18 protein-coding genes are annotated in these 25,025 nt (G+C 73.2%); 12 read left to right on the forward strand and 6 right to left on the reverse strand.

Annotated elements, in window-relative coordinates:
* The first annotated feature begins 61 nt into the window (after positions 1-61).
* On the forward strand, positions 62-3,775 hold the full coding sequence (locus GPA10_RS31990) for an nSTAND1 domain-containing NTPase (RefSeq protein ID WP_157168513.1): 3,714 nt from the start codon (positions 62-64) through the stop codon (positions 3,773-3,775).
* A 29-nt stretch (positions 3,776-3,804) separates the two neighbouring features.
* On the opposite strand, the gene GPA10_RS31995 is transcribed toward GPA10_RS31990, so the two are convergent.
* Positions 3,805-4,905, reverse strand: coding sequence for a helix-turn-helix transcriptional regulator (locus tag GPA10_RS31995; RefSeq protein ID WP_343041556.1), 1,101 nt, complete (start codon positions 4,903-4,905; stop codon positions 3,805-3,807).
* Positions 4,906-4,934: 29 nt separating this feature from the next.
* Entirely contained in the window at positions 4,935-6,362 is a 1,428-nt protein-coding gene (locus tag GPA10_RS32000; protein ID WP_157168514.1) for a TolB family protein, read from the reverse strand.
* Between the two features lie 148 nt (positions 6,363-6,510).
* On the opposite strand from GPA10_RS32000, the gene GPA10_RS32005 reads away from it, so the two are divergent.
* The 3 genes from GPA10_RS32005 to GPA10_RS32015 all read left to right on the forward strand — a co-directional run bounded on the left by GPA10_RS32005 (position 6,511) and on the right by GPA10_RS32015 (position 8,641).
* On the forward strand, positions 6,511-7,089 hold the full coding sequence (locus GPA10_RS32005) for a helix-turn-helix domain-containing protein (protein ID WP_058846491.1): 579 nt from the start codon (positions 6,511-6,513) through the stop codon (positions 7,087-7,089).
* A 156-nt stretch (positions 7,090-7,245) separates the two neighbouring features.
* Entirely contained in the window at positions 7,246-8,103 is an 858-nt protein-coding gene (locus GPA10_RS32010) for a class I SAM-dependent methyltransferase (protein ID WP_157168515.1), read from the forward strand.
* Between the two features lie 91 nt (positions 8,104-8,194).
* On the forward strand, positions 8,195-8,641 hold the full coding sequence (locus tag GPA10_RS32015; protein ID WP_157168546.1) for a GNAT family N-acetyltransferase: 447 nt from the start codon (positions 8,195-8,197) through the stop codon (positions 8,639-8,641).
* On the opposite strand, the gene GPA10_RS32020 is transcribed toward GPA10_RS32015, so the two are convergent.
* Positions 8,578-12,045, reverse strand: coding sequence for a LuxR C-terminal-related transcriptional regulator (locus GPA10_RS32020; RefSeq protein WP_198351764.1), 3,468 nt, complete (start codon positions 12,043-12,045; stop codon positions 8,578-8,580). The two genes, GPA10_RS32015 and GPA10_RS32020, sit on opposite strands and share 64 nt — an antisense overlap.
* Before the next feature lie 419 nt (positions 12,046-12,464).
* Between GPA10_RS32020 and GPA10_RS32025 the strand changes: the two genes are divergently transcribed.
* Positions 12,465-14,069: a S8 family peptidase gene (locus GPA10_RS32025; protein ID WP_058846490.1), complete on the forward strand. Its 1,605-nt coding sequence runs from the start codon at positions 12,465-12,467 to the stop codon at positions 14,067-14,069.
* 82 nt (positions 14,070-14,151) lie between these two features.
* On the opposite strand, the gene GPA10_RS32030 is transcribed toward GPA10_RS32025, so the two are convergent.
* Positions 14,152-15,108: an NAD(P)-dependent alcohol dehydrogenase gene (locus tag GPA10_RS32030; RefSeq protein WP_157168517.1), complete on the reverse strand. Its 957-nt coding sequence runs from the start codon at positions 15,106-15,108 to the stop codon at positions 14,152-14,154.
* Between the two features lie 199 nt (positions 15,109-15,307).
* Here GPA10_RS32030 and GPA10_RS32035 point away from each other — a divergent pair, with 199 nt between their 5' ends.
* From GPA10_RS32035 to GPA10_RS32055, 5 genes are all read left to right on the forward strand, one after another.
* Positions 15,308-15,976: a TetR/AcrR family transcriptional regulator gene (locus tag GPA10_RS32035; protein ID WP_157168518.1), complete on the forward strand. Its 669-nt coding sequence runs from the start codon at positions 15,308-15,310 to the stop codon at positions 15,974-15,976.
* A 235-nt stretch (positions 15,977-16,211) separates the two neighbouring features.
* Positions 16,212-17,012 carry a response regulator transcription factor gene (locus tag GPA10_RS32040; RefSeq protein ID WP_157168519.1) on the forward strand — a complete coding sequence of 267 codons (801 nt, stop codon included), beginning with the start codon at positions 16,212-16,214 and terminating at the stop codon, positions 17,010-17,012.
* 13 nt (positions 17,013-17,025) lie between these two features.
* Positions 17,026-18,261 (forward strand): sensor histidine kinase, encoded by a 1,236-nt coding sequence (locus tag GPA10_RS32045; protein WP_157168520.1) that lies wholly within the window; start codon positions 17,026-17,028, stop codon positions 18,259-18,261.
* Positions 18,262-18,584: 323 nt separating this feature from the next.
* Positions 18,585-19,571, forward strand: a complete 987-nt coding sequence (locus tag GPA10_RS32050) for an endonuclease/exonuclease/phosphatase family protein (RefSeq protein ID WP_425505851.1) — start codon at positions 18,585-18,587, stop codon at positions 19,569-19,571.
* 202 nt (positions 19,572-19,773) lie between these two features.
* A complete protein-coding gene (locus GPA10_RS32055) occupies positions 19,774-19,971 on the forward strand; it encodes a CsbD family protein (protein ID WP_343041557.1) in 198 nt (65 codons plus the stop codon).
* 177 nt (positions 19,972-20,148) lie between these two features.
* Here GPA10_RS32055 and GPA10_RS32060 read toward each other — a convergent pair whose 3' ends face one another.
* Positions 20,149-21,324 carry an FAD-dependent oxidoreductase gene (locus GPA10_RS32060; protein ID WP_157168521.1) on the reverse strand — a complete coding sequence of 392 codons (1,176 nt, stop codon included), beginning with the start codon at positions 21,322-21,324 and terminating at the stop codon, positions 20,149-20,151.
* Between the two features lie 246 nt (positions 21,325-21,570).
* Positions 21,571-22,128 carry an FG-GAP repeat domain-containing protein gene (locus GPA10_RS32065; RefSeq protein ID WP_157168522.1) on the reverse strand — a complete coding sequence of 186 codons (558 nt, stop codon included), beginning with the start codon at positions 22,126-22,128 and terminating at the stop codon, positions 21,571-21,573.
* A gap of 708 nt (positions 22,129-22,836) precedes the next feature.
* Here GPA10_RS32065 and GPA10_RS32070 point away from each other — a divergent pair.
* Together GPA10_RS32070 and GPA10_RS32075 are read left to right on the forward strand one after the other, a co-directional pair.
* Positions 22,837-24,117, forward strand: a complete 1,281-nt coding sequence (locus tag GPA10_RS32070; protein ID WP_157168523.1) for an MFS transporter — start codon at positions 22,837-22,839, stop codon at positions 24,115-24,117.
* A gap of 106 nt (positions 24,118-24,223) precedes the next feature.
* Positions 24,224-25,024 carry a phytanoyl-CoA dioxygenase family protein gene (locus GPA10_RS32075; RefSeq protein ID WP_058846481.1) on the forward strand — a complete coding sequence of 267 codons (801 nt, stop codon included), beginning with the start codon at positions 24,224-24,226 and terminating at the stop codon, positions 25,022-25,024.
* Position 25,025: the final 1 nt, after the last annotated feature.

Consider the following 25,025-nt stretch of genomic DNA (forward strand, 5'->3'; position numbering starts at 1 on the left):
CGGTTCCTAACGTGGCCGGGACCAGGAGGTGCCCGTACGGTCCCGGGGGGAGCGCGCGCCCATGGGCCGACCGGAAGCGCCCCTCGATCCGAGCGCGGGCCCCGTGCAGCAGTTCGCGTACGCGCTGCGCAAGCTGCGCCAGGACACGGACGGTCTCACCTACCGGGCCATGGCGCGGTCCGCTCACTACTCCGTCACCGTCCTCGCCCAGGCGGCCGCGGGCACGCGCCTCCCCTCCCTTGCCGTCACCTTGGCGTACGTGCGGGCCTGCGGAGGGGACGTCGAGGAGTGGGAACACCGCTGGAACGAGGCGAACGAAGCGCATGAGGCGGTGGCCGCGGCCGGGCGCGGCGACGCCGGGCGTGCCTCGCCCTATCAGGGCCTGGCCCGCTTCGAACCGGACGACCACGCCAGATTCTTCGGCCGCGACGCCCTGGTGGCGGGCGCGGAGACACTGGTGGGCCGGCACCGGTTCGCCGCGATCCTCGGCCCTTCGGGCAGCGGCAAGTCCTCGCTGCTGCGCGCCGGTCTGATCCCCGCACTGCGGGCCGCAGGGCAGGACCTGGCCGCGATCAGGATCCTCACCCCCGGCGCTCGTCCCGCACGCGTGCACGCGGCGGCCCTGGAGGCAGCCGACGGCGACGCGGACACCGTCCTCGTCGTCGACCAGTTCGAGGAAGTCTTCACCCTCTGCCACGACCCGGCGGAGCGCACCGAGTTCATCGACCGGCTGCTCGCCGCCCGCGATCCGGTGAACAGGCTGCGCGTCGTGATCGCGGTACGCGCCGACTTCTACGGCCGCTGCGCCGAACACCGGGCCCTGGCCGACGCCTTGCCCGACTGCAGCCTGCTCGTCGGCCCGATGAACGCGGCGGAACTGCGGGCAGCGGTCGTCGGACCCGCGCAGACGGCGGGGCTGGTCGTGGAGCGGGAACTGACCGCCCGGCTCACCAAGGAGGTCGAGGGCGAACCGGGCGGGCTGCCCCTGTTGTCGCACGTGCTGCGGGAGACCTGGCTCCGGCGCCGGGGCCGGGTCCTGACGGTGGCGGCCTGCGAAGCGGCCGGTGGCCTGCACGGCGCGATCGCCAAGACCGCGGAGACCGTCTACACCCGGCTCACCGCCCCCCAGGCGCACCTGGCCCGCCTGCTGCTGCTCCGACTCGTCACCCCGGGGGAAGGCGGCCCGGACACCCGTCGCCCCGTCTCCCGCTCCGAGCTCGACCTGGCGGACGGTTCGGGCGACGTGGACCAGGTCCTCGAACGTCTTGCCCACGCCCGCCTCATCACGCTCGGCGAAGACACCGTCGACCTCGCCCACGAGGCACTGATCACCAGCTGGCCCCGCCTGCACACCTGGATCGACGACGCCCGCGACCGGCTGCGTCTGCACCGTCGTCTCACCGATGCCGCCCGCGCGTGGCAGGACCTGGACCACGACCGCGGCGCGCTGTACCGGGGCAGGCGTTTGGAGGCGGCCGAGGAGACCTTCTCCCGGTCCGCGCACCGCTCGTCCCTGACCGTGGTGGAAGCCGCCTTCCTCGATGCCGGTGTCGCCGCCCGCGACGACGAGCGGCGGGCCGCGGTCCGCACCAGGCGGCGCGTGCGCACCCTGTTGGTCTCGCTGTCCGTGCTCCTGGTGCTGGTCCTCGCCGCCAGTGCCGTCGGCTGGCAGCAGAAGCGCGCCGGCGACCGTCAGGAGATCGGGGCCGGGTCCCGGCGTGCCGCCACGACGGCGGACGGTCTGCGCGCGTCGAATCCCCGCATGGCGATGCGGCTGAGTGTCGCGGCGTGGGAGCTGAGCCGCACACCGGCGAGCCGGGCCGCCCTGCTGAGCGCCCTGCACCAGCCGGAGCAGGCGGCGTTCAGCGTGCCGGCCCAGTCCGACGAGGCGCAACGTGCTCTGACGCCCGACGGCCGGACCCTGATCAGCGTGGCCGGGGGCCAGGCCCACGCATGGGATCTCAGGAGCCATCGGCTCAGTGGCCGCCACCGCGTGCCAGACGTGGAGGACGAAGCCGGCGCGCCGAGCGAACTGAGCGACAGCGGAAGGGTGTTGGTGGTTCCTTCCGGCCGCGGCGAGCAGGTGCGGCTCTGGGACATGCGCACCCGGCGCTACCGCGGTCCTGCCTTCGGGCCGGCGCGTACGTCCGAGTCCTCGTCCGCGCTCGCACTCGGCGCCGACGACAGAACGGTGGTCTTCGCCGTCGACGGCACGGCCGAGGTGTGGGACGCGCGCGAGCGGCGTCGCCTGCACTCCATGCCCACGGGTTCCGGCGACGATCCGGTGACGGACGTCAGCCCGGACGGCCGCTTCCTGGCGATGTGCGGCGGCACCCGCGTCCTGAAGGTGCTCGATCTGCGCCGGGCCGGGAGGCAACTCGCCCTGCACGCAGGCAAAGTGCTCTGCTCTCAAGGCGTACGTTTCAGCCCCGACGGCCGCACCCTGATCGTGCCGGACCCGCACGGCCTGCGACGCTGGCACCTTCCCTCCGGCAGAGAAGCACCCCGCCTCGACCAGATGGCGCCGCGCTCGCTCGCCGTCAGCGACGACGGGAAGTTCCTGGCAGCCGCGGGAGACGGCGGCATCGCCCTGTGGCGGCTGAGCCGACCGCAGGCCCCTGTCTTCCGCCACCCCCTGCAACACCCTGTCGACGCCCTGCGGATCGACCCCTCGACGCGTACGCTCCACTTCCTCCAGACCGAGGCCGGCGGTGTGCAGGTCGTGCGGACGCTCGGCCTGGGACGGGCGCTGGAGCCCTCGTGGGGCGGCCGGACCGTGCGCGAGGCCCTGTTCAGTACGGATGCGAGCACGCTGGCCCTCGCCGAGGACGGCGGTCGGCGTTTCCGGCTGCTGCGCGGCCCCACCGGGAGGACCACGGCGATCCTCCCGGCCCCGGCGAGGTCGGAGGGCGGCCCTCTCATGTCGTTGAGCGCCGACGGACGGCGCTTCGCGTACGGCAGTGGCCCGGACGACGCCGATCACCACGGTCAGGTCATCGTCTGGGACGCCGAGAGGCGTCGGCCCCTGGCGCGCGTCCCGCACGAGCGGTCCGGCACGGAAGTGGCGGGGGCGGTGCTCAGCCCGGACGGACGCGCGCTCATCACCACCGGCTGGGACAGCCTCACTCAGTGGGACGCGCGCAGCGGAGAACCGTCGCGCACCCTGTCCCGCAGTGTGGGGTCCCTCGTCGTGGCGAGCGACGGCGGGCTGGGTGAACTGCGTGCGATCAGTGCTGACGGCGGGCTGATCCTCACGAACGACGGGTCGCTGCTCAGCCCCGCCACCGGCCGAACCCTCCCCCATCAGCTGGGCTCCTGCGGTGACTGCGTTCTCGCGTTCAACCAGGACGCCGACCGCATAGCCCTGCTGGCGTCCCAACGGGTGTCACTGTGGGACGCGGGCCTGAACCGCATGCTGGCCGTCCTGCCCACCACCGGGTTCGGCCCCCTGGAGGAGCTGACGGCGGTGGCCTTCTCACCGGACGGCACCACCCTGGCCGTGGCAGGTTCGTACGGCACCGTCCGCCTCTGGGACCTGCCTTCCCGGGAGCCCCTTGGCACCGGCCCGACCACACCCGGGGACCGCATCCACGCCCTGGCGTTCGGCCCCGGGAGCGACGTCCTGTACGCCGCCGGTGAGAAGGTGCCGTGGCAGAAGTACGTCATCGACACCGACCAGGCCGTCGCGGAGGTGTGCCGACGCGCCGGCGGTCCCCTGTCGAGGGCCGACTGGCAGATGTACCTGCCCGGAGTCCCCTACCGGCGCGTCTGCTGAGCGGCACGCGGGTGGCGGTGGCGGGTGCGTCACGTCAGTGCGGTGGTGAGCTCGTCGCGCCCGGTGGCGCCGGTCTTGCGCAGGACCGCCTTGATGTGGTCGTTGACGGTGTGCGCCGACAGGTGCAGATGGCGGGCGATCTGTTTGGGTGCGGTGCCCTCGCACAGGTGGTGGACGACCTCGCGTTCGCGGAGGGTGATGCCGTACCAGTCGCAGAACGACGGCAGGAGGTGCTCGCGGGCCGGTGTGTGCAGGACGACGGCCACCTCACCGCCGCCTCCTCTCTCACGCGCGCCTTCGCCTCTGTCTGCGCCTTCGCCCTCGCCCTCGCCCACGAGGAGTTGGGCGTGGCAGCTGATCCACGTTCCGTAGGGTGCGGCCGGGCCGATGAGCAGCGGTGGTCCGGTGCGCCGGCCACGGCCGTGGGCGCGGGCGTGGTCGGCCAGGCCCGCCAGGAACGACGGCCCTGCCCACTCCGGGACGCCGCGGGTGCGCAACCGCTCGTGCCAGGTGTCGGCCTGCGGGGTGGCGGCGCGGACGGTCCCGTCGGGGCCCACGATCACGACACCCGGGGGTGGGGCGGGGGTGGCCGGGGTGAGCGGGCCGCTGGTGACGTACGCGCGCAGGAACTCACGGACGACCGGTCCGAGGCGTGCGGCGTGGCGGACATCGGCCTCGTCGAAGGGCCGGACGCCTCGGGAGCGCAGCAGCGCGAGCAGCCCCCAGACGCCGCCGCGCGTGTCGCGGAGGAGCACCCGGAGTTCACCGCCCACCCCGAGGTCCGCCAGCGGAGGGTGGGGCGAACCCGGGGACGGCTCCGTGAGAGCCGTGGCCGCCACCGTGCCCGCGGGGACCGGTCGCCGGGCCAGCTCTCTCGCGGAGCACGGGTCCTGTCCGGCGTAGAAGCGGTGCATCAGGGCCTGTCCGACGCCGGGTTCGACACGGTCCCAGAAGCTGAACGCGGGGATACCGAAGCCGACGGCGGGGCTGGTGGCGACCAGGCAGGACGCGTCATGCGGTACCGCCGGGGCGATCCACCGCGAGAGCACGGCGGCCAGTTCGCCGGCGTCGGCTCCCTCCCGTACGGCTGCGGACAGTTCCCGCCGTGTCCGGTCCGCTCGCAGTGCCACACACGCAGTGTGTCCCAGACAGGTACTGGTCAGCAAAGGTGCCGGAGGTAGATGTCGGTGACGCGCCGCGGGTGCCGGGGTACGAGGTTCGTGGCGTCCGACTCGAAGGCCACCTGGCAACCGCCCCGCGCGGGGGCGGGTGCGCCCACCCTGTGGTCGGGGAAGCCGCCGTCCTCGGCGACGCTGACCCGCCGGGTCGCTGCGGGGCCCTGCTGCCGCAGGTCGCGCAGGTAGACCGCGGGACGGCAGGCCGGCTCGGCGGTGGCGCAGGCCGCCGTGGTGTACGCGACGTGGCGGCCGTCGGGGCTGACGCGCGGGGAGCGTGCGGCTCTGTCGAGGGGGCCGCCGTCGGGCGCGGTGGCGGCGAGGACGGTGCGGCCGGTGGCCAGGTCGTGCACGAAGACCTCCCACAGGACCTGGGGGTGGGTGGCGGGCTTGCCGTCCCGGTTGGTCACGTACGCGATGGAGCGCCCGTCCGCGCTGAGGGACGGCTCTCCGTACCAGCGGCTGACCGGCCGCGGGTCGCCCGGCGTGTGGTCGACGACGGTCAGCAGGCCCGTGCGGCGGTCCCGGACGTACACGGCGCCGGTCGTGTTCACCCTGTCGTCGTCGTAGGCGCGGAAGGCCACGTGCCGTCCGTCCGCGCTGAGCGAGACGTCGCTCAGGAGCGGTCCCGGGGCGAGGGGTCCGCTGACGGTTTCCGTGGTGCCGCGCTCGCGGTCGCGCAGGTAGAGCGTGGCTCGGGAGAAGGGCGGTTCAGGGATGTCGGCGTACCCGATGAAGGCGGCGTAGCGGCCGTCGCCGCTCAGGGCGGCCGTGCTCGACCGGCGGAAGGGCTCGCCGTCCGGGCCGATCCCGATGGACTCGGTGCGGCCGGACCGCAGGTCGCGTACGTACGCGTAGCTGCCGCCCGACGGCCGTTCGCCGGGGGCCAGGGCGGGGTCCGCGGAGTCGAAACCGACCGTGCCGCCGTCCCCGCTCACCGCCGCGTTCCAGGAGCCGTCCTCGCTCTGATGTCCGTCGTCGCCCACACCGGCACGGGTCAGGGTGCCGGAGCGGCGGTCGCGGACGAACACGTCACCGGTGCCGTTGGTGTCGTCGGGCACCAGGTTGGACGCCTCGGAGTCGAACGCGACGTACCTGCCGTCGTAGCTGATGCGGGCGGAGAGGGAGCGGTCGTCGCCCTGGGTGCCGTCCGCGGCCGTGCTGACGAGGTCCGTTCGCGGGGCTTGTGCCGGCGCCGGTGCCGAGGAGGGTGCGCGTGCGGGTGCCGGTGCCGGTGCCGGTGCGGACAAGGGAGCGGACGCGGGTGCCGGTGCCCGTGCGGATACGGGTGCGGTAAGTGGTGGTGCCGCGCCGAGCAAGGACAGCGCCGCGCACAGCGTCACGGCCGCCCCGGCGCCGCGTCCGTACGTCCCTCTGCGCGTGCGTGTGACCGTCGTGCCGCTCGTGACCATACGGATCCTTTCGCCGATGCCGTCGAGAGCCTCGCGGCGCCACCCGCGAGGGCGGTGCCGTGCCCCTCGACGCAACCGCATCGCCGGGACGACCACAAGAGAGGTCTCCGCCGAGCGCGGGTTGCCGAATGCGCATATGGTGCCGCCCATGACGCAAGATCCCGGTGAGCTCGACAGCCTCGTACGCAAACGCATCCGTGCCCTGCGCGTGGCCCAGGGCTGGTCCCTGGAGGAGCTGGCCGTGCGCGCCAGGCTCAGCCAATCCACGCTCAGCCGCATCGAGAACGGACAGCGCCGCCTGGCCCTGGACCAGTTGGTGACCCTCGCGCGCGCCCTGGACACCACCCTGGACCAGCTCGTGGAGACGGCCGCCGACGACGTCGTCTCCCACCCGATGATCGACGCCGCGCACGGCCTGATGCGCTGGTCCATCAAGGCCGAGCCCGGCATGACCGTCGTACGCCGGCGCATGACCGATCCGCCGCCCGACCAGCCCTCGCGCATGCGCGCCCACCCCGGCCGCGAGTGGCTCGTCGTCCTCTCCGGCACCGCCGTCCTGCTCCTGGGCAACCGGCGGCTGCGGATCGAGACCGACCAGGCGGCCGAGTTCCCCACGATGCTGCCCCACGCCATCGGGGCCGAGGGCGGGCCGTGCGAGATCCTCGGCATCTTCGACCGTGACGCACGGCGCGGACACCAGCGCGGGGAAGGGGGCTCCGGGGCCTAGGGACTGTCGTCGAACTCCCTCCTGCCACGCGACGACAGGCCCTGGGGCCGCCGGGCGCCGTGGCGTCTTGCGCAACCGGCAGCCCGGCCGGTCATCGTCTTGCGTTCGGCGAAACCTTCCCCGCACGCCACGGGCTGCCTGCTTAGCGTGGGCCCCATGAGTCAGCCCACCGCGCCCACCGCGCACCACGTCCACCACACCAGTACCGGCGACCAGGCGGAGATCCTCGACCTGGACGCCGAGGTACTCGCCGAGCACATCGCGTCGATCGTCGACCGGCTTCCCGTCGAAGCCGACCCCCGCCACATCGTGGACCTGGGGGCCGGTACCGGAGCCGGCACCCTCGCCCTGCTGGAGCGCTTCCCCGGGGCAGAGGTGACGGCGGTCGACTCCTCGGCGGCCCACCTGCACCGCCTGCGGGAGAAGGCGGCCGCCGCCGGGGCCACCGGCCGGGTGCGCCTCCTCCAGGCCGACCTGGACGCGGAGACGTGGCCCCGTCTCGGCACGCCGGAGCTGGTCTGGGCCTCGGCCTCCCTGCACCACATGGCCGACCCCGACCGCGCTCTGCGCCGGATCCACGGCCTGCTGGCGCCGGACGGGCTCCTCGCCGTCGTCGAACTGGCGGGCTTCCCCCGGTTCCTGCCCGCGGACGCGCCGGAGGACGCACCCGGTCTCGAAGAGCGCTGCCACGCCGCGCTCGGCCGCCACCACGGCGCCGAGCACGTCACCCACCGCGGGGCCGACTGGGGAAGCAAGCTGGCGGGAGCAGGATTCGCCGTGGCCGACGAGCGTACCCTCGCCGTCCGCGTCGACGCCGCCCACAGCGAGGCGGTGGGCCGCTACGCGCTCAGCAGCCTGCGCCGCATGCGCGGTGGCGCCGCCGACGCCCTGGCGCCCGAGGATCTCGCCGCGCTCGACCGGCTGCTCGACCTGGGCAGCCCGCACGGCGTTCTGCGCCGCGGCGACCTGTCCGTACGTACGGAGCGCACGGTGTGGGCCGCGCGGCCCGCCTGATGTACGCGGCACGCACCGCCGTGCGTGGCGCGCCCGAGGAGGCTCCGGCGTGTGCCGCCCGACCGACCGGCCGTTGTAGTGTGCGTAAGTGATGAATAGCCAGAGTGACTCTTACGCACCCTCCGACGCGGCCGACTCCTACACGCTGCGCCCGGGGGTCCCGTCCGCGGAGACCTACATCCGGCTGCGCACCGGCGCCGGCCTGAGCGCGAAGTCCGTCGAGGCGGCCGAGGCCGGTCTGCCCAACAGCTGGTACGGCGTGGTGCTCCTGCACGGCGACGAGCCGATCGGCATGGGGCGCGTCATCGGCGACGGCGGCTGCTTCTTCCAGATCGTCGACATCTGCGTCGCGCCGGAGCACCAGGGGGCGGGGCTCGGCAAGAAGATCATGGGCGGCCTGATCGCGGAGCTCGAACGCCGGGCGCCCGCGGGCGCGTACGTGTCGCTGATCGCCGACGGCGACGCCCGTTTCCTCTACCGGAAGTTCGGGTTCCTGGAGACGGCACCGGCGTCCGTGGGGATGTCCCGTACCGTCTGAGCCAGGGCGATGTCGGTCCTCGACGTGACGTTCAGCTTCCGCATGATGCGTGCGACGTGGTGTTCGACGGTCCGGGTGGACAGGACCAGGCTCTCGGCGATGTCCCGGTTCGCCTGGCCCTGGACGACCAGGTGGGCGACTTCCTGTTCGCGCGGGGAGAGTTCGCTGCCGTAGCCGAGCCGGCCGCGGCGGTGGGTGATGACGATGTCGTGGCGGCGCAGCAGCCGTTGGCAGCGTGCCACGTCCCAGCGTGCGCCCAGCTCCCGATAGGTCTCGATCACCTGGTGGATGCCGTCGGCCGCCGCCTCGCGGTGCCGGTCGAGCAGGCAGCGCCCGCGGGCCTCGGCCGCACGGGCCGCGTCGAAGGGCCTGCCGAGCCGGCGCCACTCGGTCTCCGCGTCGGACAGCAGGCCGACGGCCTCGTCCGGCCGGGACTCGGCCTCGGCGAGCAGGGCCCGGCACACGGTCAGGGCCGTCGCGGCGGCGGGTGCGTCACGGTCCTCGGTCCCGGCCGCGAAGGCGGCGACGAGCCGCCGGGCCCGCGCGGTCTGCTCGCTGCCGTGCAGGGCCGCCACGGCGGTGGGCGCCACCTCCCCGGCCCACACCCAGCCGCCGGTGCGCTCGAGGAGGTTCAGGGTCTGTTCGAGTGCCTCGCAGGCCTGCCCCGGACGCCCCGCCTCCAGGTGGATGCGGGCAGTGGCGGCGGCGGACGCCGTGAGGATGACGCCGGTGTCGTAACGGGTGACGCGGGCGGCCCGCGTGAGGTCGCGGCGGGCGCGGGGGACGTCGCCGAGTACGTGCAGCGCGGTCAGTCCGCGGACCAGCATGGCCTCGGCGGTCAGGTCGGGGATCTCCTCGTAGTGCCGGGTGGTGAGGTCGGCGGCCTGGTGCAGGCCCTCCCAGCGGCCCTCGTGCCAGGCGAGTACGAGACGCCCCGTGCGGTGCAGCCCTTCCAGGTAGGGGCTGCTGCTGTCGGCGAGTCCGGCGGCGGCGCGTTCGAGGAACTCGTGGGCCCGCACGCCGTATCCGAGGGCGGTGGCAGCGTGCGCCAGGTTGGTCCAGCCCCGGGTCCGGTGCGCGGCCTCCATCGCCGTTCCGGCCGGCGGGCGCAGGGCCTCGGCGGCGGCCCAGGCCCGCCGGTCGCCGAGCAGCATCAGCGCGGTGGCGCGGTTGGCGGCGACGGCCGCACGGGCGGCGGGCTCCTCGACCTGGTCGCCGAGTTGCTCGCAGCGCTCCAGCCAGTGCTGGTGGCGGTCGACGGGCCAGCCCTTGAGGGAGGGGATGGCCGCGACCGCCATGGCGCGGGCGGCGGTCTGCGGGTCGGACGTCTCCAGGTCGGGGATGGCGCGGGCCACCTCGTTCAGGCTGTCGAGGGCTCCTCCGCTCTGGTTCCGCAGGACGACGCTCAGATGGAGCCTGATCTCGCCGCGCAGCCGGGGCGGCGGGTCGTCCTCGTCGAGGACGCGTCGTACGGCGGCCACCACCTGCTCGCCGGCGCGGGCCAGCTGGGCGGTGCGGGCCAGTTTCGCGGCCGTACGGATGCGGCCCCGGGCGCGCGGGTCCTCGGTGACGGCGCGGGTGTAGAGGCTGGTCGCGGTGGCGTAGTCGCCTGCTGCGGCCGCCCGGTCGGCGGCGGCGATGAGACAGCGCACGCCCTCCTGGACCCGGCCCGCCGCCCGGTAGAGCCGCGCGAGGTCGGCCAGCGGCAGCGGGCCCCCGCCGTGCTGGTGGTGCAGCGCCCGCGCCGCGCGCAGGCTCAGCCGGGCCTGGCGCGGCTGCGGCACGTGCGCCATGGCGGTGCGGTGGTCGAGGGCGTTCCGGAACACCGGGCAGGCGCCGTCCGTCCGCAGTACCGACTCGCGCAGGCACTGCTCCACGGCGGTCTCGGCCCGCAGCGGCTCGCACCCCGCCACGTCGGCGAGCACCTCCACGGGCACCGCCAGGCCGACCACGGCCGCCGCGTCCACGATCCGCCGGGCGTCCTCGGTCAGCCGCCCGTAGCGGTGGGCGAACTCCCGGCGGACCCGCGGCGGCACGGCTGCTCCCCGCACGGCGGCGAGCAGCGTTCCCGCGGCCGGCGTGTGCCTCCCCGCATCTGGCACGTGCATCCCCGCATCTGACGCGTGCCTCCCGGCATCCGACGCGTGCCGCGCCGCGTCGGGCGCGTGCATCCCTGCATCCGGCACGTGCCTCGCGGGCGCGTGCGTCCCCGCCCCCGACGCCTGCCTCGCCGCGTCTGGCACGTGCGTCCCTGCCCCCGGCACGTACCGCCCAGCGACCGTGGCGCCGTCCGCGTCCGGGGCGAGCGCCGCATGGCTGTTCCAGGGGAGGTCCGCGCCCTGTGGAGGAAGCTCCGCGCCCAGCCGGGACGGTTCCGCGCGCCGTCGGCGCAGTTCCGCGCCGGACCGCAACAGGGCCGTGGCCGCCCCCGGGAGCCCGCCGGAGAGTTCGTGCACCAGGGAGGCCAGGTCCACGTGCTCGGGCAGGCATGCGGGGAGGTCGGCCTCCAGCCGGCGTCGCACGAACTCCCCCGTCTCCTCAGGTGTCCAGGGCCGGACACCGATCTCCGCGACCGGTGTCCGCGGCGGGAGGCCGAGCACCGGTAGGCCGGGCGCCGTGTCCTCGGTGACGACGACGCGGAGCCCAGGGGGGAGCGCGCCGAGCAGGTGGTGGAGCAGGCCCAGGGTGGCGGGGTCGGCGCGGTGGACGTCCTCAACGACCAGGACGGTGTCGCCGCACGCCGCGAGCAGCGCCTGGACCGCGCGCGGCAGCAGCCCCCGCCACACCTCGGGCTCGGCGGCCGAGCAGGGCGGGTCCGGTAGCCGGTCGGCCAGTTCGGGTACGACGATGCCGACGACCCCGGCCACGGGAGGCAGCCCGGAACCGGAATCGTGCGGCGCCCCGGGGCCAGGAGCACACGCAGCTCCGGGGCCAGGATCGCGCACAGCCCCGGAGCCAGGAACACACGGCACTCCAGAGCCAGGATCGCGCGAGGCTCCGGACCCAGGAACACACGGAGCCCCGGAGCCGAAAACGCCCCGCGCTCCGGAGCCGGGGCCGCCGGACCGGTGCGGCAGTGCGGCGAGCGCGTCCGCGAGGGGCCCGAGCGGAACGGGGTCGTCCGTGTCGGGACACCGTGCGCGCAGCTGCGTCCACGCCGCGAACTCCGCCCGGCCGACGACCTCGTCGACCAGCCGGGACGCTCCCACCCCCGCCTCTCCCCGCACCACCGCGAGGCCCGGCCCGGCCCGCAGCGCCCGCAGCAGCAGCCGGGCCTCGTCGTGCCGCCCGACGAACCCGCCCCAGGGGGCCGCCGGTGCGCCGCGGTCGTGGGTGCCGTGCGCGCCGGCGCAGCCGTCGTCGGCGTCCCTGCCGCGCCCCGCGGCCAGGAAAGGTCCCTCCACGGCTGTGCCTCCCGCCCGCCGACCACCCCAGACCGGTGGTGTACCTCCCAAAGGGCTCGCGTAGCAATAGGGGTCCACCACCTACGCAATGGCGCGGTACCGCACTGCCCACTCTTTGGGTAGCGCGTACGGATTGCTGCGCCCGCCCCGCGTGACCGAGGCTCTGGCCGGTCCGGCAACGCCATCCCCGTTCACAGGGCCTCGGCCCGAGGGAGGGGATGTACGGGGCGGCTGTTCCCCAGCAGCCGTCCGGCGCGGACAGGACCGTGCCGCGCGGAGTCCCGCTCCGCGCGGCCCGCCCCCCCCCCCCGCGCGCCCCGCCCCGCGCGCCGCGCTCCCCCCCGCCGCCCCCCACGACCACCCCCACACCCGGGCCCGGCACCCACCTGCCGCCCCGGACAGCTCACAAGGGAGAAACCATGAAGCCAGACGCCCGCGCACTGCGGCGTGCCCTCGCCGTCGGAGCCAGTACCGCCCTGCTCGTCGGGGCCGCATCCACCGTCGGCGCCGCGGCCTCCCCCGCGCCGCCCGGCGACGGCGACGGCCGGATCGTCGGCGCGGACCGCCCCGGCGCGGTCGACGGCTCCTACATCGTGACCCTCAAGGACTCGGTGGCCCGCAGAGACATACCCGGCGCCGCGAAGGCGCTGGCGCGGCAGCACGAGGGCGACCTCCGGTACACCTACACCGCGGCCCTGCGCGGCTTCGCGGTGCGGATGTCCGAGGGCGAGGCGGAGAAGCTGGCCGCGGACCCGTCGGTGGCGCGCGTGGAGGCCGACGCCGTCGCGTACGCGGTCGACACCCAGACCAACCCTCCCTCGTGGGGCCTGGACCGCGTGGACCAGCGCGACCTGCCGGTGGACAAGAAGTACACGTACGGCACCACCGCCTCCAACGTGAACGCGTACATCGTCGACACCGGCATCCGCATGAGCCACCGCGACTTCGGCGGGCGCGCGGTCAGCGGCTACGACTTCATCGACAACGACTCCAACGCCTCTGATTGTCAGGGGCATGGCACACATGTGGCGGGTACCGTCGGCGGCGGCTCGTACGGCGTCGCCAAGGGCGTGAAGCTGATCGGCGTACGGGTGCTCAACTGCCAGGGCAACTCGGGCGACACCTGGGCGCCAGTCCTCGCGGGCATCGACTGGGTCACCAAGAACGCGGTGAAGCCTGCCGTGGGCAACATGAGCATCGGCGGCGGCAGGACCCAGTCGGTGAACGACGCGGTGACGTCCTCCATCGCCTCCGGTGTGACCTGGGTGGTGGCGGCGGGCAACAACAACGCCGACTCGTGCTCGTACTCGCCCTCTTCCACGCCGACGGCCATCACCGTCGGCGCCACCAACAGCCGGGACGCCCGCGCCACCGGCTGGAGCAACGGCCAGGGCTCCAACTACGGCTCCTGCCTGGACATCTTCGCCCCCGGCGACAGCATCGTCTCCTCGTCCAACTCCGGTGACAGCAACGCGCAGACCATGAGCGGTACGTCGATGGCCTCCCCGCACGTCGCCGGCGCCGCCGCGCTGCTGCTGTCCGCCAACCCGTCCTGGACCCCGGCCCAGGTCCGCGACAAGCTCGTCGCCGACGCCACCTCCGACAAGGTCACCGACGCCCGCTCCGGCTCCCCGAACAAGCTCCTGTACACGGGAGGCGGCTCCACCAACCCGCCCACCGGCAAGAAGTTCGAGAACACCGACGACCATCAGATCCGTGACAACGCCACCGTCGAGTCGCCCCTGACCGTCACCGGCGTCACCGGCAAGGCGCCCGCCGACCTGGCCGTCACGGTCGACATCCGCCACACCTTCCGCGGCGACCTCAAGGTCGAACTCGTCGCCCCCGACGGCACCGCCCACCTCCTGAAGGACTACGACAGCAACGACGGCGCCGACAACGTCCAGGCCACCTACCGCGTCGACGCCTCCGCCGAGACCGCCGACGGCACCTGGAAGCTCCGGGTGAGCGACAACTGGGACAACGACACGGGCTACGTCAACGCCTGGTCGCTGCAGTTCTGACCCGCGCCGCCCGGCCCGTTCGCGGGCCGGGCGCGCTCCGGGGTGCCGGCCGGTGTTCGCGGGAGCGCCGGCCGGCACCCGCTCACACGATCCGGACGACGTGCTTGCCGCGCACGCCGCCCGCCGCCAATGCCCGGTGGGCGTCGGCGACGCCGTCGAGAGGGTGGACGGTGTCGACGACGGGGACGAGGTCGCCGTGTTCCGCGTAGCGGGTGACCTCGGTCAGCAGATCGCTCCGGGGGTTGCCGCTGAAGACGCGTATGCGTCCGCTCCCGTGGACGGTCGACGCGAGGACCGTGGCGAGGCCCGCGAGCGGCTCGGCGGGATCGGGGGCGATGGCGACCATCCGTCCCCCGGGCGCCAACAAGCGGCGGACGTCGCGGAGTCGCGTGCCCGCGGTGTCCATGATGACGTCGAAGCGGCCCAGTGCGGAGAGGGGCGTCGTGCGGTGGTCCCAGGCTTCGTCGGCGCCGAGACCGCGTACGAAGTCGAGGTTCCGCCCGCCCGCGAGCGCGCCGACGCGGGCGCCGAAGACCTTGCCGACCTGCACCGCGACGCTGCCGACGCCGCCGCTGCCCCCGCGCACCAGGAGGCGTTCACCGGGCTTGAGTGCTGCCTTCTCCCGCAGGGCGGTCACCGCCGTGGTCCCGCCCGCGAGCAGCGAGACGGCCTGCACCGCGGTGAGGTTCCCCGGGGCCGGGGCGACCTGGTGGCGATCCACGGCCACGTACTCGGCCATGCTCCCCGTCCTGCGCCCGAGGAGACCCCACACCCGGTCCCCCTCCCGCACTCCGCCGCCGGTCGCACCGGCCGCGGCCACCTCGCCGACGAAGTCGATCCCCGTCGCCCGCGGGAAGCGGCGACCGGTCACCAGGCGCAGTTTCCCCGCCCTGTCGAGCAGTTCGCCGCCGTTGACACCTACGGCGTGCACCCGCACGAGGATCTGCTCCGGCGTACGGGACGGTGTCGGTCTCGTACCCACGTAGAGGACCTCCGGAGGGCCGTAGCGGTCGAAGAGGACTGCGCGCATGTCACTCATGGTTCGGTTCCCGTCCTGGGGGTGGCGTCGGAGCCACGGAAAGAAGCTGCGGTGAGCAGCCGCGGCATGAAGCTGCGGCATGAAGGCCTGGCGTGGAGTTGTGGCGTGGAACCGCGCAAGCGCTGATGGCGCCCGCTGGTACGCTCACGCTAAGCCGGTGAGCGGACGACACCGTCCGCTTGACTCGAAGTGAGAGACATTGCCCGCCCAGCCGTCTCACAAGCCGTCCGAGCAGGACTCCGGTGGGCAGGACCCGCAGGCCCCGGCTCTGCGCGCCGACGCCCGGCGCAACCGCGAACGCATCATCGAAGCCGCGCGCCAGGTGTTCGCCGACCAGGGTGTGGACGCCCCGATGAGCGCGGTCGCCCGCCGCGCGGGGGTCGGCGCGGCCACCCTCTACCGTCGCTTCCCCACCCGTGACGCGCTGGTCACCGCCGCCTTCGCCGAGCAACTCGACGTGTGTGCGGCCGCCTTCGACGAAGCGCTCGCCGACCCCGACCCCGGGCACGGCCTGTACGTGCTCCTGGAGAAGGTGTGCGCCACCCAGGCGACCGACCGCGGCTTCGCGCCCGTGTTCATGGACCGGTTCGCCGACGCCCTCGCGCACGACCCCGAACGCGCCTGCGCCGAGGAGAGGATGGCGCACCTGGTCCGGCGCGCCCGGGAGAGCGGACAGCTGCGCGCCGAATTCCACCCCTCCGACATCACCCTCCTGCTCCTGGCCAGCGGCAGCCTCGCCGGACAGCCGAGGGACACCGCCCTCGCCGCATCCCGCCGTCTGCTCGCCTCCTTCTTGCAGGGCTTCAGGACACAGCGCCCCGGCCCCCTGCCGCCGCCCGCGCCGCTGGAACCGTCGCGCAGGCCGTGAGCGCGCACCCGACAGGCCCTGCCCGTGCCCGTGACCACGCGTCGATACACGGCTGATACACGGCTGAGCCCTCGCGGAAGCACTCCTCCGACCGGGCGGAGACAGGCGCCGGGCAAAGTGGCCCGGTGCGCGGCCCGACGGATCATGGCGCCATGCGGCAGGCCCATGGCGGCACGCGGCAGGATCATGGCCGCATGATGGAGGCCACGCCACCCCCTCGAACAGGCCGGAGACGATGTCCCACACCGCAGAACGCGTCGGTCCCGACGCCGCCGCTCCCCCGGCCGTGACCATTCTCCTCGTCGAGGACGACGAGGTGATCCGCAGGTCGGTCGCGATGGCGCTGGAGCGCTACGGCTACCGCGTCGTCACGGCCGAGGACGGCCTGACCGGCCTCGAACTGTTCCGCGAGGGCCGGCACGACCTGCTGCTCCTGGACGTGATGCTGCCGGGACTCGACGGCATCGGGCTGTGCCGCCGGATCCGGGAGACCGGCACGGACCCGATCCTGCTGATGTCGGCACGCGGAGACGCGCTGGACGTCGTCTCCGGCCTGGAGGCGGGCGCCGACGACTACGTGGTCAAGCCGGTCGACACGGCCGTGCTCGTCGCCCGGATCCGTTCGCTGCTGCGGCGGGCCACCTTCGCACCCGCCGCCGCGCCGGCGGCAACCGCCGCGACCACGGCCGGGCCCGGCCGGCCGGGCGCCATCGGCGACGGGTCCGGGAAGGTCGATGAAGGCCCCCGGCATGCCCGGCTCGTCTTCGGCGACCTCGCCGTCGACACCGGCGGCCTGGAAGTGACCCTGTCCGGCGAGCCCGTCGCACTGGCGCCCACCGAACTGCGGCTTCTCCTCGAATTCGCCGCCAGTCCCGGCATCGTCCTGGACCGGCAGACCCTGCTGCGCAACGTGTGGGACTACGGCTGGGACGGTGACACGCGCGTCGTCGACCTGTGCGTGCAGCGGCTGCGGAAGAAGATCGGGGCCGAGCGGATCGAGACCGTCCGCGGCTTCGGCTACAAGCTGCGCCGCTGATCCGGTGGGCACCATGGAGAACCTACGCGGCCTGCTCCACTGGCGTTCGCTGCGCTGGCGCATCGCCCTGCTCGTCGCCGTCGCGTGCGGCGCCATGGCGCTGACCGTCGGGCTGCTGGTGCATCGCAGCACCTACGAGCGGTCGGTGAACGACGGGGCGGCCAAGGCCCACTCCGTCCTGGAGACCGCCCTCGGCTCGGACGACCCCGACGCCGGGGGAAGCCTCGTCCACCGTACGGAAGAGATGCCACCGGACCTCGTACGGGAGGCTCGGGACCGCGGGGAGGCGCATGTCCTCGACGAGAGCAAGCGGTACCGGCCGCAGATGTGGGCCGCGCGGAAACTGCCCGGCGGACAGCTGGTGGCTGTCTCCGTCGACATGACTCCGGACCAGCTCAGCCGCGCCGCCCTCGACCGGCACATGTGGCAGTACTCCCTGCTCGTCCTCGCCGTCGTCGTGCCCCTCTCGGCCCTCGCCGCCGAGCTGCCCAACCGGCGGCTGCGGCGGGTGGCGCGGACCGCCCTGCGGATCGAGGGGGGCGACCTGGCCGCCAGGACGGGGATGCGCGGCCGGACCGGCGACGAGATCGCCGAGATCTCGGGCACCGTCGACTCCATGGCCGACAGTCTGCGGGAGCGGCTCCTGAACGAACAGCGTTTCACCGCCGACGTCGCGCACGAGCTGCGCACCCCGCTCATGGGTCTGGTGACCTCCGCCGAACTGCTCCCGGAGAGCGAGGCGACCGACCTGGTCAGGGACCGGGTGCAGGTCCTTCGCACCCTCGTGGAGGACCTCCTGGAGATCTCCCGCCTCGACGCGGGCGTGGAACAGGCGGATCTGCGGCCCGTGGCCCTCGCGGACTTCGTCGCGGAAGCACTCGCCCGCACCGGCGCGGAGGCACGGCTCGCGGTCCGCGGCGCCCCCGCCGTGGCCCGCACCGACCCGCGCCGGCTCGACCGGATCCTCGCCAACCTGGTCGTCAACGCCCACCGGCACGGCAGGCCACCGGTAGACGTCGGCGTCGACGGCACGACCGTCGTCGTCCGCGACCACGGCCCCGGCTTCCCTGACAGCCTCCTCACGGAGGGGCCGCAGCGCTTCCGCACCGGCTCGGCCGAACGCGGTCGCGGCCACGGTCTGGGACTGACCGTGGCCGCGGGGCAGGCGCAGCTCATCGGCGCGTCGCTGACCTTCCACAACGCCGCCGACGGCGGGGCCGTCGCCACACTCCGGCTGCCGCCGGGCTGATACACGACGGATGACCGGCCGAGCGGCGCGGGACCCGCGGTGACGGGTTCCCCGAGACCTCGCCCGACCAGGGTGGTCGACGTGCGAACGCCGCACGTCGACCACTTGGGAAGTGCCGCACCATGCGCCTTGTTCGTCTGCCTGATGTGTCTGTTGGTTCTGAGAGTGCCGGCGCCGCGGAGTCGCTGACGGATACCTCCGTACGCGAGCACTCCGTGCGCAAGCACTCCGTGGGCAAGCACCCTGTACGCAAGCACCCTGTACGCAAGCACCCTGTACGCAAGCACTCTGTACGCAAGTGCTCTGTACGCAAGCGCTCTGTGATCGAGCACGAACCCGGGGCCGGCCGAGGTACTGGCAGAGGTACTGGCACCGGCAGCATCCCGAGCCCCGGCCGTTGGCGGCGCGGCCGCGTCCTCGCCGCCCTGGCGCTGCTCACCGCCTTGGTGATGTCGGCGCACCGGCACGTCCCCGACCGGGTCGGCCATCTCGGCAGCCTCGTCGAGACCTTTCTGCCCTGGACGGGCGTCGCCGTGCCGCTCCTGCTGCTCGGCGCGCTGGTCCGCCGGTCGGCGACCGCCGCCGTCGCCGTGCTGCTGCCCGCCGTGACGTGGTGCGCGCTGTTCGGCGGGACGCTCCTCGACAAGCGGTCCGGCGGCGGGGACCTGACCGTCGTGTCGCACAACGTCAACGAGCACAACCCGCGCCCGGCACGCACGGCGCGCGCCCTCGCCGCCGCCGGTGCCGACGTGGTGGCCCTGGAGGAGATGAGCGGGACGGCGGTGCCGGAGTACGCCGGGGCGCTGGCCTCCACTCACCCGTACCACTCGGTGCAAGGCAGCGTGGGTCTGTGGAGCACGTATCCGATCGCCGATGCCCGACCGGTCGACATATCGCCCTGGGTGCGCGCCATGCGCGCCACCGTCCGCACTCCCAAGGGCCCGGTCGCCTTCTACGTCGCCCATCTGATGTCGGTCCGCGTCACCGCCTCCTCCGGTTTCGCCACCGGAGCCCGGGACGCGGCGGCGCGGCGCCTCGGCGCCGCCCTGAGGGCCGAGACGCTCCCCCGCACCGTGCTCCTGGGCGACCTCAACGGCACCTTCGACGACCGGGCGCTGGCCGCCGTCACCTCGCGGCTGCGCTCGGCCCAGGCCGAGGCGGGTGCCGGGTTCGGCTTCACCTGGCCCGCCGCGTTCCCCGTGGCGAGGATCGACCAGATCCTGGTGCGCGGTGTGGATCCGCGCTCGTCCTGGACGCTGCCCGCGACCGACAGCGACCACCTGCCGGTCGCGGCCGGGCTGAAGCTGTGAACCCCGCCGACCTGGCCGGCCCGTGCCGGTCGCGGACGCAAATGCCACGTTTGACGCCGGATGTCCGGGCAAGCAGTACCCAAGAGATCGCTGAACGGAATCGCCGCCCGGCCACAGGCCGGAAGGGAGTGGCTCGAGATGCGTCCGACGCACACCACCCCTAGCGTGACGAACAGCCGCAAACCGCACCAAAGGAGTGACCGTGGGCGAGAACGCTATGGACAAGGCCAAGGGCAAGGCCAAGGAGATGGCCGGCAAGGTCACCGGGAACGACCGGATGAAGGCCGAGGGCAAGACGGACCAGGCCAAGGGCAAGGTGCGTGACGCCACGGACAACGCGCGTGCAAAGGCAGAAGGCGTCCGCGACTCGCTGAACGACCGCGACGACGACAACCGCTGACCGCACGCCGCAACACGCCCCACGCGCACGCCCCGGTAGGCCGCGGTACGCCGCACCCCGTGCGCCGTGCGACATGTGTGCCGCCCCGCCCGCCACGGGTGGGGCGGCACTCCGCATGCGTCCAGCGGTTCCGGCACCGCGAACGCGCGGTGCCACGCCCGCCCTTCACGCGTACGTTCAGTGCCGCGCGGCCACCGCCACGGCGAGCCTCGGTGCCGCGAACCGGGTGCCGCAGGTGAACCGCATCAGGGGGCCGAAGGTCGCCGCCGCCTTGATGCCGGTGAAGTACAGGCCCGGCACCGACGACTGGAAGCCGGCGTCGAGCGCGGGGAAACCGCCGACGCGGGCCAGGCCCGCCCGCAGTTGCGGGGCGAGGAAGTCCAGGGCATCGACCCGGACGCGGTAACCGGTGGCCGCCACGACATGGCCCGTCGCCAGGGTTCGGGTCTCGTCGTTGGTGTCCCTGAGGGTGAGGACGAGGCTCCTGCCGTCCTGCCGGACATGGGTCACGCGCTGGCCGAGGAAGACCGGCACCGCCCGTTCCAACCGCTGCTGGAGCCACCAGGCACCGAAGGGCCCGATGGCGCGCCGCGCCAGGTGCAGCCGGGCCACCGCCGGTAACAACCGGAAGGCGGCGGCGTGCCGGGCGAGGGCGTAGAGGCCCCACGACCGTCCCAGCGGGCTGGCGGGCCGCCAGTGCGGCGGGGGCGACGGGGCCCGGCCGAAGACGAGGTGGGGCGCGCGCACCAGGAGCCGGACCCTGGCACCGGCCTCGTGCAGCAGCGCGGCGCCCTCCTGCCCGGACTGACCGGCACCGACGACGACCACGTCCTGCCCGGCGAACTTCGCCGGGTCCGCGTGGTGCGAGCTGTGCGAGACGAGTCCCTCGGCCATCCATGACGCGAGCGGACGCGGTACGTACGCGAAGTTGTGGGTGCCGCTGGCGACCACCACGGCGCCGGCCGTCGCCTCCTCCCCCGAACTCAGCTCCAGGAGGTAGCCGTCGGACCGCCGGTCCACCTTCAGGACCCGTACGTTCTCGACCGCGGACACCGCGTGCTCGGCGAACCAGCGTCCGTAGCGCACGAACGTCTCGACGGGCACGCGGTCGTCACCGTCGAGAAGGGGCTCGCCCGCGTCGCGGCAGTAGCCGGACAGGGTGAATCCGGCCTCCGGCGCGGACAGGACCGACGCGGCCGGAGGGGATTTCAGGAGCATGCCCGCAGGCATGTTCTCGACCCAGCTCGCCATCGGCGAGCCGAAGATCCTTACGTGCAGACCGCGCCCCCTGAGGTGCGCGGCGGTGGACAGGCCGTAAGGGCCCGCCCCGATCACAGCGACGGTCTTGGCCATGGGACCCCCCTGTGGCAGCCGCTCGCGGCCACCGGTGAATGGTCGGCGCGCTCACGCCGGCCCGACGACCGGCCCGCGACACGTACCCGCCGGCCGCGTCGGCACGGCCGGTTGCGCCGGGACAGAGGGGGCTGTCATTCCGGACGCTGTCATCTTCGTCCCCGCTGTGACGGGAGGGTGGCGGGTTCTCTCCGGATATGGGACGGCCATGACGGATTCATGGGGGACGCATGACTCCGGGCCACGTCATGAGCATGGCTCGTAGAAGCGTTTCCAGCCGTCGGCGGGCAGGGCGGGCGGTCCGCCGGGGACACCGGACCCGGTCGCAGGGACGAGGTCGGCGCGCCTGAGGGGGCCGGGGCGGTAATCGGCGGCGCGCACCGGCGCGCTGCTGTCCGCGGCGGAGGACCCGACGGGACTGACAACGATGTCCAGAATGCCGTCGTCGGTGAAGTCGGCGATCTCGACGGTGACGGCAGCCTCGCCCGGTTCCGTGCCGAGCAGGTCCTTGACCGCGTGCCTGGGGCCGAACGACCCCCGTGCGGCACCCCATTGGACCGTCACCCTGGTGCCGGTGCGCCCGGGGTCGCCGATCCGGTCGGGACGGCCGTCCCCGTCGAGGTCCCCGACCAGAGTGGTCGCGCCCGCCAGGCACGGGGACATCGGTACGGCGGTGGTGCGGCTCGACCGTCGCGCGTCGTCCGTCTCTGGCCCGACCGCCCCGGCCTGACAGGCGGCGTACGCAAGGCCCACGGAGGCAGCCGCGAGGGGCGCGGCGATCCAGCGCGAACGCACATGCGGCATGAACGAGGGCCCCTTCCTCCTGCACTTCCTCTTGTGCTTCCTTCTGTACGGCACGGCCTGCCGCCGTCATGGCGCGGGCGCGGCGGACGCCGCGGGCGGCGACACGGGAATCGTACGGACCGCGGGCCCCGCGCCACGTCGGCGAGAATTGCGTAGTCCGCAACCTACGCAATCAGGGGCTCGCGGCCCGGTGGCGCAGCCCGGTGAGGTGTCCGGGGACCGTTTCTGACCCGGCGGTAAGTATTGCGAGTAATCTGCGGGACGCCTCGCCATTCGCATTCGCGAGCGGGCAGCACGTTTTAGCACATTCCGGAGGAAGTGGTTTAGACCATACCTCCCGATCGATGACCGGTCAACATCTTGCCTACCATTCGGGGCGGGAGTAGATTCCCCCGCCAAGCACCCCCTGGAAATACCTGTCGTTGCACATGCTGAAATGCCTCCGTTGCACATGGTGAAATCGTCTCAGATGGTAGGACGAGTATGGCAGGGGGCGGACCGTCTGTGCTTCGCTGAGCCCTGGCCGAATAGAGGATTCCGTTACGTTTTCCTTTGCTTCTCTTTGCGATGTCCTTATGCGGTGGAGGGTTCGTGATTGCTGTTCGCAGGCAAGGGCGGCGCTTACGCGTCACACCCTCATCACGCGCGGCCAGGGCGATACGTCGGCAACCCGCGTCCGGTGGTGACGTACGGCGCCGGGACGAGAGGATGCTGCGGTCGGCGTTCATCATTTCCAGCAGCGGCGACTGGATCTTCCGGTTCGCGTTACCCGTCCTGGTCCTGCAACTGACCGGCTCGGCCGTCACCGCCGCACTCACGTACGCGATCGAATTCGTGCCCTTCGTGGTCATCGGGCTGTTCAGCGGAGTCGTCGCCGACCGGGCGGAGCGGCGGCGACTGCTGCTCGTCTGCGATGTGGTCTCCGCGGCGATCGTCACCGGAATCGGTGTGCTCTGCCTGGTCGATCCGCCGCCTTTCCTGGTGATGGCGGCGGCATTCCTCCTCGGGTGCGTGCGCCCTTTTTCGTTCCCCGCCTTCCAGGGATTCATCACCGAGCGGGTCGACAAGGAGCGCCGGGCGTCGATGAACGCCTGGGTCCAGGGCGCGGACGGCACCCTCGGCATGCTCGGCCCGGTCGCCGGCGTGGCCGTCGTCACGCTTCTCGGGCCGACCGTCGCGAGTTTCGTGAACGCGGTGTCCTTCGCCGTCTCCGCCCTGCTGATCGGGGGGACCGCCGTCGTCGCCGCGGGGCCGCGGCTGCGGGCCTCCGTCCGGGCCGCGTGCCGCTCGCTCGGTCCGGACTCCCTGGCGGCGCTGCGCATGGTGCGGACCGAGCGGGCGCTGCTGTGGGCCACGGTTCTGCTGACCCTGGCCAATTTCACCTTTCCCGCGGCGGCGGCCAATCTCGTCTACATCGTGGCCGGGCCCGACGGGGACGTCCCGGCCGCACTCGCGGTCATCGCATCGGCGCAGGGCCTCGGCGCCATACTCGGCGCCGTCGCCGCACCGGCGCTGCTGCGGAGATTCGCTCCCGGAACGCTCATGGGGGCGGCCATGGGCGTGAAGGCCCTGGCGCTCGCACTGCCCGCGCTGCACCCCGGGGTCGGCACGCTCACCGCGTGCTGGTTCATCGTCGGGATGACGACATCCACCTTCATCGTGCCGTGGCGCACCTATCGGCAGGGAACCATAGACCCGCGATTCCTCGGCAGGGTGGTCGGGTTGCAGCGCGCTGTTCCCTTTTCCGCCATTCCGGTCAGCTCGCTGCTCGGCGGTTGGCTGGTCGTCGAATTCGGCGTCACCGCTTTGTTCACAGCAGCCGCCGCCATGCAGTTTCTCGTCTGGCTGGGCACTCGGTTCTCGCCATTGGGGAGAGCCGACACGGCGGACCACGGCGCGCCCGGACGGCCGAAAATGCTAGCGTCGCCGCCGGGTTCTCCGAGGGTCCCCGAGCCCGCTGCGGTCCATTCGGACGAGGCGCGCCGATAACACATGCACAGTCCCCCACAGTCTCTCCCCCGGCACAGCAACTCGTCCCCTCCTCGCTTTCCGGTTATCCTCGATCATTTTCGCGACCAGAAAAAGGTGTGAGTAGATGCCATTATTCTTCGAGGGCAGCGGAACGGTACCGGCGCAGCGGGAGCAGTTCGCCGACTCGGGCTATCTCGTCCTGCCCGGCCTGCTGCCCGCCTCGCTCCTCGACCGGCTCGTCCCCGAGGTGGACCTCTGGGTGGACGACGGACTCCGGTCCCGTTCGATAGCCGCCTGCCTCGACCCCGGGCCCGACGACGACCCTCCGCCCGTGATGGAGCTCGAACTGCCGGCACACGGTGAACTCATCGCTCACGACCCGCTGTTGAACGTCATCACGGACGTCATGGGCGCCCCCTTCGTCTTCCACCATCTGCACAGCGACCGGCACAACCCCGGGGTCCCCGGCAAGGCGTGGCACCACGACCACGAACCCAACGACCGGGACGATCCCGACCTGATGATGGTGCACGCCCTGCACTATCTCGGCGGTCTCGACGGCACCGTCGGCAGCCTCACCGTCGTGCCCGGCTCCCACCGCCGCCCCTGGAGCAAGTCCGCGCTCGCCCACCTCGACACCACCGAACTGCCCGGCGAGGTGGTCATCGACTCGCTGCCGCCCGGCTCCACGGTGCTCATCAACTCCGCGCTGCTGCACGCGCGCAGGCCCATGCCGAGTCCGCCGGGCACCCTGCCCCGCTACTTCGTCGACGCGTCGTACTGCCAGACGGGAGCACGCTGGCGGCCCGTGAAGCCCTACTGGCGGCATATGCTCGCCACCGCCCGTGCTCTCGGCCTCGACGGAGGCCGCAGGCCGGAGCTCTTCGCGGAACGGCATTTCACCGAATACGCCCGGCAGGCGTGAG

The organism is Streptomyces typhae (assembly GCF_009755605.1).
In the GTDB taxonomy this organism is placed as follows: Bacteria; Actinomycetota; Actinomycetes; order Streptomycetales; family Streptomycetaceae; genus Streptomyces; species Streptomyces typhae.

Coding starts and splice junctions, on each gene's coding strand:
- GPA10_RS31990 (WP_157168513.1), top strand. CDS start 62: ATGGGCCGACCGGAAGCGCCCCTCGATCCGAGCGCGGGCCCCGTGCAG.
- GPA10_RS32000 (WP_157168514.1), bottom strand. CDS start 6,362: ATGGTCACGAGCGGCACGACGGTCACACGCACGCGCAGAGGGACGTAC.
- GPA10_RS32005 (WP_058846491.1), top strand. CDS start 6,511: ATGACGCAAGATCCCGGTGAGCTCGACAGCCTCGTACGCAAACGCATC.
- GPA10_RS32010 (WP_157168515.1), top strand. CDS start 7,246: ATGAGTCAGCCCACCGCGCCCACCGCGCACCACGTCCACCACACCAGT.
- GPA10_RS32015 (WP_157168546.1), top strand. CDS start 8,195: ATGAATAGCCAGAGTGACTCTTACGCACCCTCCGACGCGGCCGACTCC.
- GPA10_RS32025 (WP_058846490.1), top strand. CDS start 12,465: ATGAAGCCAGACGCCCGCGCACTGCGGCGTGCCCTCGCCGTCGGAGCC.
- GPA10_RS32030 (WP_157168517.1), bottom strand. CDS start 15,108: ATGAGTGACATGCGCGCAGTCCTCTTCGACCGCTACGGCCCTCCGGAG.
- GPA10_RS32040 (WP_157168519.1), top strand. CDS start 16,212: ATGTCCCACACCGCAGAACGCGTCGGTCCCGACGCCGCCGCTCCCCCG.
- GPA10_RS32045 (WP_157168520.1), top strand. CDS start 17,026: ATGGAGAACCTACGCGGCCTGCTCCACTGGCGTTCGCTGCGCTGGCGC.
- GPA10_RS32060 (WP_157168521.1), bottom strand. CDS start 21,324: ATGGCCAAGACCGTCGCTGTGATCGGGGCGGGCCCTTACGGCCTGTCC.
- GPA10_RS32065 (WP_157168522.1), bottom strand. CDS start 22,128: ATGCCGCATGTGCGTTCGCGCTGGATCGCCGCGCCCCTCGCGGCTGCC.
- GPA10_RS32070 (WP_157168523.1), top strand. CDS start 22,837: ATGCTGCGGTCGGCGTTCATCATTTCCAGCAGCGGCGACTGGATCTTC.
- GPA10_RS32075 (WP_058846481.1), top strand. CDS start 24,224: ATGCCATTATTCTTCGAGGGCAGCGGAACGGTACCGGCGCAGCGGGAG.